Here is an 11697-nt window from a genome sequence, read left to right on the forward strand (position 1 = left end):
ATATCTTCCTAGTCTAACTTTATTAAGATTTATGTGTTTGACTGATTTTAGTTTGTTATTAAATCAGGTTTGTTTTTAAGCTCGAATCCAAATTATGTTTTTTCATTAAATCGTATAATGTAGGCCTAGTGACACCAAGCAATTTTGCAGCCGCAGAGATATTATTCCCTGTTGCACTTAGTGTTGTTTTTAGTGCATTTTTTTCCGCACTTTCCCTAATAACTTTTAGATTTAGCTGGGTGTTTTCAGCTGACTTTAAACCAAGATCTTCAGCGCTAATGTATTTATCATCACACATGATAGCGGCTCGAGTGATTTTATTGCTAAGTTCTCGAATATTGCCAGGCCATGAATATTCCTCGATAGCATTGATAGCTTCTTCACTAAGACCTACTATGTTTAAATGTTCTTTGTGAACATATTTTTTTAACAAATAACGAGCGAGTAAGGTTTTGTCTGAACTTCGGTCTCTTAATGGCGGAATTTCTATCTGTATTTCTGCAATTCGATAATAGAGGTCTTCCCGGAATGTAGCGTTAGCCATCATATCTTCTAAATTTCTATTGGTGGCACAAACAATTCTAGTATCTAGGTGAATTAACTTCCTTCCTCCAACTCGTTCTATTACTTTCTCTTGCAAAAAGCGTAGCAGTTTAGCTTGTAACTGCAGAGGCATTTCCCCAATTTCATCAAGAAATACGGTTCCACCATTGGCAAGCTCAAACTTTCCGGGGGTACTTTTTACTGCTCCGGTAAACGCACCTTTCTCATAGCCGAACAATTCACTCTCAAATAAGTTCTCGGGTAGGGCTGCACAATTTATTGCCACAAAAGGATGCTCATTACGAGTACTGAGAGTATGTAATGCCTTGGCTAATACTTCTTTACCTGTTCCACTTTCACCAAGGAGTAAGCAAGCTGCATTGGTCGGCGCGACTTTTTCGACTAATTTACAAAGCTTTAGCATTTTATCATCGGTAGTGATCAACCCTTCCAGATTACTACTTTTAGATAAATTAAAGGCTCTATTTTTGCTTTCGAGTTGATGCATATGAAAGGCACGTTGCACGATAAGTTCCAGTGTTTCAGGGTGGGCTGGTTTACTATAGAAATCATAAGCCCCTAGGCTGACCGCTTTTAGCGCATGCTCATTACAATCATTACCTGTCATAACGATTAATTTCATGTGCGGATGTATACGTAGGGATTGTTGTAGTAATTTGAAACCTTGTATTACGCCATCTGGTTCGGGTGGCAAGCCAAGATCTTGCACCATAACTTGTGGTTCATGTAAACGTATAGCTGCAATAGCATCATTGACATTCGCAGCTACAACTACATTATAATTAGAAAAGTGCCATTTAAGTTGAGTTTGAAGTCCGATATCATCCTCAACAATGAGTAATGTTTTAGTGATGTTTTTTTGCAAAATAAACTCCCTAATATCAGAATGTTTAGTATCTGAAAGCTATTCTAGTTGCATAGTGTTTCTCTTTATAACCCGCAGAATTCTGCATGCTATTTTGTTTTTCAAAAGACGCCGTAAATTGGATATATATTGAGGAATTTAAACTATAACGGCTGCCAATTTTTGCTTCTGTAAATTGTTTTGTGTCGTTACTTGAAAGCTCGGCACTATAATAGTTTAGGGATAAGTTAGCGCTTAATTTATTTGTAAACGACCACGTTAGCTCTCCGTAAGCGCCATATCTATCTTGATCTCTGATATCAGAGCCGTTAATGGATGCGATTGCATCATCATTATCATAATATAAGCGGACAGTGCTGAGTAATCGCTTATTTAATGACGTATATTGTTGTTGTAATGAAATATTAGTTCTATAAAATAATTTATTATTTGAAAAGTCTAACTCATCATCAGTCTCAACTTGAGCTGAAGTATTAGTTAATACTTGAGACGCACTAAAGATAAATAAATACCGATGAAGTCTTGCATCAATAGTGAATCCATAATGATATCCATCATATTTTTCGCTGGAAGTATCAACCCAGTTTCCTCCTGCGTTAAAGGCGTAATTTCCCCGTAAATATTGACGTGTTAAGCGGACATCTAATTTATGCTCATCGTAGGTGTAGTCAAAATCATCAAATTTATTTTGGCTACGAACATAACTGAGCTGAATTTCTGATATGTCATCTAATGCATATTGCAAACTGACTTGACCTTCATTCGTACTATTATCATTGATTTTCTCTTCTTTAAACCAAGTTTGTGTATGTGTGGTGCCTAATGTAAAGGTTGTTCGGTGCGAATAAGGGATTCGCCACTGTAATCCAGCTGTCAGAAGATCTCTTTCATCTTTGTTGCTATCAAGCGCTGTTTTTGTTTGATCTATAAGGTAACGTTGACGAGTATGCTCAAGATTAAACAGTAGATGTTTACTGAAAACGTCTTGTGAAACGGCTGTGTGACCTATCCAATAACTATTACTTTGTAAGTCTGCGTTACTTGTCTCTGAGTATTCAGCGTTGTAGTTAAGAGTAATACGGTTGTTGGCTTTACTTTGCTTATAGCTGAGTTCGACTCCAGCTGTCGTCGTCGTCCCATCCTTCTTACGATTAGGTAATTTATAGATGTTATCACTGTATTCATACTCCGCGCCCACCTCTACAAAGCTGTCTCGAACGTCGGATTCAGATGCGAGAGCGTTACTCCCGTATAAGATACTAAACGAGGATATGGTTATACATATTCGAATAGTATTGCTACTCATATTCATAGACATATTACTTATTGTTAAGAATAATACCCGCCAATTTATCGCTGCTGATCAGATCAATTCCAGTCTGTACTTCTGATGCTGTCGCATGTCCGTAGCTAATGACTAAAATCGCTATATCGCAAATTGACGCTAAAATTTGGCTTTCTACATAAAGACTAATAGGTGGAGTGTCTAAAATAATAAAACGATCTGGATAACGTTTTTTTACTGTATCGATAAACAATTTCATTTTGTCGGATGAAAAGTTTTCAGCTGCATATTCAGTTTGAATGCCAGTAGGTATAATCCTGACTCGACGGATACCTGAAGGATAGATAATATCTTCAATTTCTTGGGTGTTATGCTCAAGGTAGTTAGATAAGCCGAGTGGGTTTTTATCTTTTAAATAGTGATGTAGATGAGGGCTGTAGCTATTACAGTCTATTATCAGCGCTGTTTTACTGTGGTCCAATGCAATACTCGCAGCTAAGTTAATTGCAACATGACTCGTACCAGCCCCCTGAGCGATGCTAGATACCATACAAACAAAGTTTTCGTTATTGGCTATTTTTAATAGTTTAGTGCGTAATTCGCGATAATAATTAAGAGATTTATCATTTTTACAGCCGGGATAAATTATTTTTAGTTCATCTAGTTTTTCTGAAGTGAATAGACAAGCATCATTCATATTTTGAATTTTTTGACCGTCATCGCTATTTATATTATTAGTGTTCAATTGGCCACTACTAATACTTTGTGCTTTTAAATTTAAAGGGTTCTGTGTCATTTTATTAATCCCATTAATTGAAAATACAATGGTGTAATTAATGTTGGTATAGATACGTCATATTTTTGGGTAAGTGCAGTTGCTATATAGATTGTTAATGCGCATAAGAAGTACAACGTGAATAAAGTATTGCCTAATTTTTGTTTTTTTCTTTCAGAACGACTAGAAGTATGATCAATACTGATTAGAAGTTGTGTATTAGTGAGGGATGACAATTGAGAGGCAAAGCGAATCTTATTATCGAATACGACTTTCACTGCAAATAGGGCAATGACCAATAATAATCCAAGGATGGGGCCTGCAATAACGAAGTGTACAAAGCGAAGTCCAGATGGGGTCATGGGATAAGTTGCTGGCTCTTGTATTTTGTAGTTAACCCCTTGTCCTTCAATATCTAGCACCATGGAAAGGCGTGCTTTTTCTTTATTTGCAAGCATGTCTTCATACAGTGTCCGAACTACATTGTAATCCCTAGTCAATTCAGACAACTCTGCCTGGTTATTAGCAATTCGCTTACGTCGTTCATAAGCATCTTCAATTAATTTATGAAAGGCTTTAAGTCTATTTTCTATTGTACTTTGTAAAATAGTGGCTTCTGCCAGTTTTATTTTTAGCTCTTGATATAATGGATTGAGCGTACTTGATATATTACGTTTTTCTTTTTTCCCTGAATTCAAATCTTGAATAACCTTTTTTAGATCACTAATTTGGTATCTAACGTCAGATACTTCAGGGTAATCGTCTTTATACACGAGTAATAGGTTTTCAAGGCGCAGTTGTAATTCCCTGAGTTGATTGTGGTAAATGGATATTTCATAATCATTTGATGAGAATTTTTTTTGTGAACTTAATTGTTTTTTAAGTAAATAAATGCGATTTAAATTTTCCAGTTTTTCTATTTTCATATCTTCAATATCACTACGTAACACTGAAATTCTAGATTCGACACCTGTTTCTGTGCCATCTAAATGTGATGATTTAAATTTCTTTAATTTATTTTCAGCTAACACTAATTGATTTTTATAACTCGTCACTTGTTGTTTTATAAAATTATATGCGCTTCGACTTTCATCTCTTTTAGTATTCGCACTATCTTCAATGAAAAGCCTGACTATTTCATTAAGTAATCGATAGGTTTTATCTGGGCTATCATCTTGATACACTATTTTAATGTAATTACCTGATAACCCTTTTACTTCTAGTTTTTCTCGTATACTAGCCAGTTCTTTTTCTCGGTCTGCCGCTGTTGCGAAAGTTCCTTTACCATAAATATTATTAATCACTTTATTTAATTGTCTAGGAGAGTAGATAACATCACGAATTTGTGCGGTTCTGCTTTGCTTTACATTTGTTACTGAGGTTTGCTTCCCTAGTAAGGGTTTGATGATATTTTGAGTGTCAGCAAAAATAGTTACTTCACTGTTAAATACAGACGGTTTATAGATTCCAATCCCTAAAATAGTAAAGCTGATTAACGTTATAAGCAGTATCGACTTGAATTTTTTTAAACAAATTTTCTGCCATATAATGGGTATGTATTTTAATATTTCATTTTGTTCCATGTTTAAAATACCTCATTAAATTCACGTTAAAATAGACTTTCAGGGACAATCAGAATATCTGATGGACGTAATTCATAATTAGTAGATATATCCCCTTGCTTAATAATGTGATCAAGTTCTACAGAGTAACGTTTAACACCATCGTCTGTTTTTCGATATAAAATGGCACCGTCACCGTCGGCAAAAGGGGTTAGGCTACCTGCTTGTAATAGTAAATCGAGTACGGTCATCCCCTGTCTATGCTGTGTCGATTGAGGGGCGTTAACTGCGCCAGTGATACGAACCCGAGTTAAAAACTCGGCACTGATTGGCGATGTAACTATCACCGTTACCTCTGGATCTCGAATAAACTTCTTTAAGCGTTCGTTAAGTTGTGCTGCCAATGTCTCTGCTGGAAGGCCTACGGCGTGAATATCACCAACAAGTGGGACGGATATTTTGCCATCAGGACGAACGAGCATATTTAGTGATAAGTCCTGATTTTTCCAAACGTTAATATATAATTGATCCCCTGCACCTATTTTGTATTCAGGAATACTGACATTCTGTTCAGGAGCGATCGTCTCGAGTGAACCAGATGTAGAGCAACTTGTTAATATAAATACTGTTAATACAATGGATAAAATGTTTGGCATATAGTCCTCTTTTAGTTGAGCTAAAGCGTGCCAGTTTTTATGTTATGATCATGAATATGTACTATTTTATTTATTTCTGTTGTTGTTCAAAGGTAAAAAAATTAAAAATGTGGTGCCTTTGCCTATGATACTGTCAACAAAAATTTCTCCTTGTAATGAATGTATCAGCTCCCTTATTTGGTATGCTCCAATGCCCATTCCTTTATCTTGTTTCGTACTTGAAAAAGGTTTAAATAATTGTTCCTTAATAAAAACTTTGTCCATACCACATCCGCTATCTTTTATTTCTAACCAAAGCTCTTCATCTTTCGTCGCTAGATTTATTGCTATGGTTCCACTATCTTCGGTTGCATCCTGCGCATTTCTAATTAAATGATAGAGCACCATTTGTAATTTATCTTTATCTGCCATTACAAATGCATCTTTACCTTGTATGGATATAGTTGGATCTGGAAAGTTAGATATATTCATTTCTATCGCATTTTTAAGAAGTTTATTTATATTGACTGGCTCAATATTACCGTGTGGATTACCTTTTAGTTTAACTAATAATTGATCCATTTTTTCTACTGAGTTAGTAATCGTTAATATGACATCATGAATAAAATCAGGGTGGTGCATAAATTTCTCAGCGTTATTAACGATCAAACTTTGTTGTGAAATAAGGTTTTTTATATCGTGAACAGCAAAGGCGGTAATTTTATTAAATAAATCAAACTGCTTATTTTGAATTAATTTTTCAGATGTTTGATGACTGATGATATAACTGCCGATCTGGCGTCCAGTTAGTTTTAATATATCTAGATCTTCCCAAGTTAATGGTGAATTAATTGTGTTCTCACACAGCACGGTAAAACCTATTAATTCTTGGTTTGCATTTAATGGCACTATAACCCACGGGCCTTTAGCGTTAAGGTACCATTGAGGTAAAAGTTTATTTTTTTCTTTATCATAAATATTGGTATTTTTATGCGCTTTAAATACCCATTCATTTTCATCCATTAATTGTATAAAGTGGCTGTTGTTTGCTTCAATTGCACCAGAGGAAGGTAAGTCGAAATTCTTTAAGGCGACGGGGGAGTAAAATTGCTGGCCTTTTAACCAAATCCCTCCGCTATTACATTTAAATAAAGTGGTCATGGCTGAAAGTGCTATTTCGTAACCATTGTTATCTTCTCGTTTTTTTGACAGCAGTGAATCTAACTCAATCCATTGTTTTTGATAGTCATATTTATTAACAAAGAAATTCTTACTAATCCAAACAGTAATAAGCAAACGGAACTTTTCAACACACGATAAGGCCGCGATGGCAAATATTGACATGACATACAGAAGGATTTTAGAGACTTCTGCCCATTCAGCATTAAATATATTAACCACAAGCCCCAATGTCGCCATGCATATAAGGAATATTCCTGCCAATATGAAACTTGCATTAAACATTATTATCGAACGAGATAATTTAAATTTACTATCTTGTAGCTGCTGAAATGGGTATATGATAATTGACAGTGCGAATATTAGCGATGTTGTTGTGCTAAGCACGCCCCTTGTATACCAAAGGTTATAATTCTTGCTGGTAAATAGTAATAAGTTAGAAAAAACGAGGATGTCATAAGCAAGTAGAGTAATCGCAACAAGTGCCACTAATTTACTCACTCTATTTGAATGCGTATGCCTGAGGATTTGTTCTGCGGTAACGATTGCCATCAAACATAATATTATTTTTATATACAGCCATGATTTTGGATGAAAAAATGGATACAACGGTTCGTTTAAACTAAATAGATAAGTGGTACTTGCGATAATGATAAGGAGATATATAAAAGTTGTGTAATGTGTAGGAAGCCGTGTCTTTTGAGAATACATTAATAGGTAAATAAGCACCAAAAATAAACCAATATAACGCACTATTTCGAGCAGTTGAAATTGGTAACTTGATGCTAGATTAGTGAATGGGGTTTGGCTTAAACTGATATGCCAGATAGCTGAATAACAAGAAAAAATACAAAAACTAAGCTTTATTTTTACGTTTTTTATTTTAATCAGCGCAGTTAAAGCAAGTGCGAGTTCCACGCAAGCTACTAGAAAATCAAATGTAGTTAATTGGGATAAATAACCCATCATGGATCTTTCGCAACCTTTATCTACTGTAATGTTTGAATATCGAAGTCGGGTGGAACTTTAACTCATAGGATCCCACGAGTATCAATAACAATTTTTTTTGCAAACTGGGTTTTATCTGCCGCTTTAAATTCTTGATGGTCTACCAGTATAACGACTACATTAGCAATCTCTAAGGCAATGTCTAAGCTTGTTAGCTCTATGTCTGAGTGTGATAAATGTGGGGGTAACGACCTTACGTTTGGTTCGACAGTAAGTAATCGACCTACTTTTTTATCGGCAAGGAATTCAACGATGTGCAAGGCTGGACTTTCTCTAAGATCATCAATGTCAGCTTTAAATGTAAGTCCTAAACAGGCAATTATAGGACGTTTAAATTCATCGGCTGCACGTATTATTTGATCAACAACATAATGGGGTTTGTGATCGTTGATCAAGCGTGCTTGTTTGATTAGTTGTGCCTCTTTGGGACAGCTGTCAATAATAAACCAAGGATCGACGGCAATGCAGTGTCCACCAACTCCGGGGCCTGGATTTAAAATATTAACACGAGGGTGGCGGTTGGATAGTTTGATTAGCTCCCAGACATTTATTTTTAATTTGTCACAAATAATAGAAAGTTCATTAGCAAATGCAATATTCATATCACGAAATGAGTTTTCAGTTAGCTTGGCCATTTCAGCTGTTCTAGGATTTGTCACTACGCATTCACCGCGAACGAAAGTACGATAAAGTTCAATTGCTTTAGCACTACAAGCTTTGCTCATACCTCCTATTACACGATCGTTGGAGACGAGTTCTTGCAAAACATACCCTGGTAATACTCGTTCTGGGCAATATGCGATATTGATGTCTGCAGCATCGCCTGCATCCTGAGGAAAAGAAAGATCGGGACGAGCTCTCGCTAACCAAGCCGCTAACTTTTCAGTCGTTCCCACGGGAGATGTTGACTCTAGGATGACTAGGTTACCTTTTTTAAGAACGGGGGCTATTGTTTTAGTTGTTGATTCAATATAACTAATATCAGGTTGATGGCTACCATCATCACTATGGATAAAAGGAGTTGGCACGGCGACTATAAATACGTCTGCAGGTTCTGCTTTTGCCACTGCGCGTAAATGACCAGTGGAAACCACACTACGAACGACTGTATCTAGATTCGGCTCGACGATATGTATTTTTCCTGCGTTAATGGTTTCAATAGCATCTTGGTCAACTTCTACCCCAATTACAGTCAAGCCACTGGAAGCAATAATTGCTGCAGTAGGAAGCCCTATGTAACCTAATCCAATTACTGATACTTTATCGAGCGCCATAATTGATTGCCTTTAAACTTTTATTGCACATGATTGATGCATTGAAGTCCTTATTGCTATTCACCATTATTTCTTATACCTAAACAGGTCCAATAGGGCGTGTATTAGAGGTTTTCGAAATAGTGTTTTATCTTAGCTATTATTTTCTGACTCGCTTGCCCATCTCCATAGGGGTTATGCGAACGACTCATTTGGTTATAGTGAACCTCATCTTGTAGTAAGCGCTCTATTGCATTAACAATTTTGTTTTTATCAGTACCAACAAGTAAAACGGTTCCTTCACTGACTGCTTCAGGGCGTTCCGTCACATCACGCATGACCAAAACTGGTTTACCTAAGCTTGGGCCTTCTTCTTGGATACCGCCAGAATCAGTTAAAATTAAGTATGCTTTATTCATTAAATATATGAAAGGAAGGTAGTCTTGTGGCTCGATTAAAAAGATATTGTTGAGGCCGGATAATATTCGATTTACGGGTTCTAGGACGTTTGGGTTTAGGTGCACAGGATAAACGATTTGAATATCAGGGTGCTTACTTGCAATTTCAGATAACGCTTCGCAAATTCGTTCAAATCCACCGCCAAAGCTTTCTCTGCGATGGCCTGTTACTAAAATAAGTTTTTTATCGTTACTTAGTTGTGAGAATCTGTCTGCTAGTGTGTTGGATAATTGATAGTCATTCTTGAGTTTATTTGTTATTTCTATCAATGCATCGATGACTGTGTTACCTGTTACTTCAATGTCATTAGGATGTACACCTTCATTAAGTAAGTTCATTTTTGAGCTTACAGTCGGTGGAAAATGAAGTTTTGTAATTGCGCCTGTTAGCTTTCTATTTCCTTCTTCTGGCCAAGGGGAATTTAGGTTTCGTGTACGTAAACCGGCTTCAACATGTCCAATTGGAATCTGTTGATAAAAGGCTGCTAAGCTTGCAGATACAGTAGTGGATGTATCCCCATGAACTAAAACCAACTGGGGCTGAAACTCTTTAAGAATCGGCTCTAAACCTAATAGTATATTCGTAGTAACTTCTGACAATACTTGCCCTGGTTTCATTATATTGAGGTCGTAGTCAGGTATAATGGAAAATAAATCAAGAACTTGATCTAGCATTTCTCTGTGTTGTGCTGTGACGCAGACTTTAGCATCAATACCTTGTTGATCATTCAGCGCATTAACAAGAGGGGCCATTTTAATTGCTTCCGGCCGAGTACCAAAGATGGTTAATATTTTTATAGGCATGATAATTTCAACATTCTGTATGAATTGTAATACCTAATACTAAAAGTATTAGGGCTGTTATCTTGTAGTACGTATATAAATTAACCTTACAAAGAATGAGTTTCATAAAATCGTTTCGCTACTTTCAAAACTCTCCACGTAAATGATGCTGAGAGTTTGCGTAGTCCGATTGATAATTACCGTTTGAAGTATTTGGTGTAATATTGTCAGTGAGTATTTTCAATGAAGTATAGACAACGATTATCAGTTGTTTATAGAAAATGTGATTTTTTAAATTCGAAATAATTATTCTAGTTTTATAATTAAATTTTTGAGCATTTATAGGAAATTATGCATATAGACTTATTTGAAGCAGAGTGGGGAGTATGAGTGCTTAATATCATAAAATAATAGTGACAAAAACCGTAAGTAGTGGGCTTAAGCCTAGTCAGTAAACTATGTTAGACCATCGTTCTTACATGAGTTTTACTGAGCTGGCATGGGGCGTTATTTGTTATGAATATATTGATAATTTCTACAATATACTTACTGTATCACTGCATTTACTTTCAAACCCAGCAGCACTGTAAGCTGAGATACAAAAAAAGTAACTGTTATCTGAGTCTAAATTATTGATGTCGTATGAGGTTTCTAAGGGGGCATTGACTACGATCGATACGTTGAGATTAGTTATAGATTGGCCATAATATATTTTATATCCTGCTAAGTTCGTCAGTATTGAGCCATCTTCGTTTTCAGTCGGTGCTGTCCAGTTGAGCTGGGCTGTATATTTCCCATTTTCTGGTAATACAGTGACCGACACTGCATCTTTATATTCCTGCTCTTGATTATCAGTGACTGTTAGCTCGAATTCTAATAAGTCATTTACAAGTGGCGTAAATGCTATATATGAACTGTTATTGTCTGGTAACGATATCGGATTTCCGGATGTTTGTACCCATAGGTAAGAGATCGTATCCGTGTCTAAATTTTTGATTGTTGGGTCGAGGTGAACTGATTCACCGACATCGACAGTTAAGTCCGGACCTAAATCAACAGTTGGATTCGTGTCATCATTTGATGCTGAATCTTGATCACAAGCTGTTAAAAATGATAAACATAACCAATAAAAAATGAGTAGACGAGGGGGCCTAATTGAAACTTTCCATTGTTTTGAATCATTCATTTTTAACTCCATATTTCTTCGTGATCTTAGATATTCGGATGTGCAGTCTAGTTCATAATCCCTATAAGTCAAACGTGATAAAGAATGCAATAAATTGATTGTTAGTCTATGAAGACGTCATTGTAATTAATTGAATTTATTGTT

At 36.0% G+C, this 11697-nt stretch carries 9 protein-coding genes; all 9 read right to left on the reverse strand.

Annotated features, from left to right (window positions below):
• Nucleotides 1-58 precede the first annotated feature (58 nt).
• The 9 genes from prsR to BT797_RS07545 all read right to left on the reverse strand — a co-directional run bounded on the left by prsR (nucleotide 59) and on the right by BT797_RS07545 (nucleotide 11553).
• A complete protein-coding gene (gene prsR, locus BT797_RS07505) occupies nucleotides 59-1429 on the reverse strand; it encodes a PEP-CTERM-box response regulator transcription factor (protein WP_139291646.1) in 1371 nt (456 codons plus the stop codon).
• Nucleotides 1430-1454: 25 nt separating this feature from the next.
• The gene (locus tag BT797_RS07510) at nucleotides 1455-2735 is read right to left on the reverse strand and encodes a TonB-dependent receptor (RefSeq protein ID WP_139291647.1); all 1281 of its coding nucleotides are present in this window, start codon (nucleotides 2733-2735) and stop codon (nucleotides 1455-1457) included.
• Nucleotides 2736-2748: 13 nt separating this feature from the next.
• Nucleotides 2749-3510 (reverse strand): AAA family ATPase, encoded by a 762-nt coding sequence (locus BT797_RS07515; RefSeq protein WP_075471543.1) that lies wholly within the window; start codon nucleotides 3508-3510, stop codon nucleotides 2749-2751.
• Entirely contained in the window at nucleotides 3507-5072 is a 1566-nt protein-coding gene (locus BT797_RS07520; protein ID WP_075471545.1) for an XrtA system polysaccharide chain length determinant, read from the reverse strand. Before BT797_RS07520 ends, BT797_RS07515 begins: the two co-directional genes overlap by 4 nt.
• A 26-nt stretch (nucleotides 5073-5098) precedes the next feature.
• Entirely contained in the window at nucleotides 5099-5707 is a 609-nt protein-coding gene (locus tag BT797_RS07525) for an XrtA/PEP-CTERM system exopolysaccharide export protein (protein WP_082276030.1), read from the reverse strand.
• Nucleotides 5708-5773: 66 nt separating this feature from the next.
• Nucleotides 5774-7834 (reverse strand): XrtA/PEP-CTERM system histidine kinase PrsK, encoded by a 2061-nt coding sequence (gene prsK / locus BT797_RS07530; RefSeq protein WP_075471547.1) that lies wholly within the window; start codon nucleotides 7832-7834, stop codon nucleotides 5774-5776.
• 62 nt (nucleotides 7835-7896) lie between these two features.
• Nucleotides 7897-9147 (reverse strand): UDP-N-acetyl-D-mannosamine dehydrogenase, encoded by a 1251-nt coding sequence (gene wecC / locus BT797_RS07535; protein WP_045110204.1) that lies wholly within the window; start codon nucleotides 9145-9147, stop codon nucleotides 7897-7899.
• Between the two features lie 104 nt (nucleotides 9148-9251).
• Entirely contained in the window at nucleotides 9252-10388 is a 1137-nt protein-coding gene (wecB, locus tag BT797_RS07540; RefSeq protein ID WP_045110205.1) for a non-hydrolyzing UDP-N-acetylglucosamine 2-epimerase, read from the reverse strand.
• A 514-nt stretch (nucleotides 10389-10902) separates the two neighbouring features.
• On the reverse strand, nucleotides 10903-11553 hold the full coding sequence (locus BT797_RS07545; RefSeq protein ID WP_075471549.1) for a fibronectin type III domain-containing protein: 651 nt from the start codon (nucleotides 11551-11553) through the stop codon (nucleotides 10903-10905).
• Between the last annotated feature and the right edge of the window lie 144 nt (nucleotides 11554-11697).

The organism is Moritella viscosa (genome assembly GCF_900120065.1).
Lineage (GTDB): Bacteria > Pseudomonadota > Gammaproteobacteria > Enterobacterales > Moritellaceae > Moritella > Moritella viscosa.

Bases quoted from the DNA above. Each gene is read 5' to 3' on its own strand.
- BT797_RS07520 (WP_075471545.1), bottom strand. From the start codon at position 5,072: ATGGAACAAAATGAAATATTAAAATACATACCCATTATATGGCAGAAA.
- wecC (WP_045110204.1), bottom strand. From the start codon at position 9,147: ATGGCGCTCGATAAAGTATCAGTAATTGGATTAGGTTACATAGGGCTT.
- prsK (WP_075471547.1), bottom strand. From the start codon at position 7,834: ATGATGGGTTATTTATCCCAATTAACTACATTTGATTTTCTAGTAGCT.
- BT797_RS07515 (WP_075471543.1), bottom strand. From the start codon at position 3,510: ATGACACAGAACCCTTTAAATTTAAAAGCACAAAGTATTAGTAGTGGC.
- BT797_RS07510 (WP_139291647.1), bottom strand. From the start codon at position 2,735: ATGAGTAGCAATACTATTCGAATATGTATAACCATATCCTCGTTTAGT.
- BT797_RS07525 (WP_082276030.1), bottom strand. From the start codon at position 5,707: ATGCCAAACATTTTATCCATTGTATTAACAGTATTTATATTAACAAGT.
- BT797_RS07545 (WP_075471549.1), bottom strand. From the start codon at position 11,553: ATGAATGATTCAAAACAATGGAAAGTTTCAATTAGGCCCCCTCGTCTA.
- wecB (WP_045110205.1), bottom strand. From the start codon at position 10,388: ATGCCTATAAAAATATTAACCATCTTTGGTACTCGGCCGGAAGCAATT.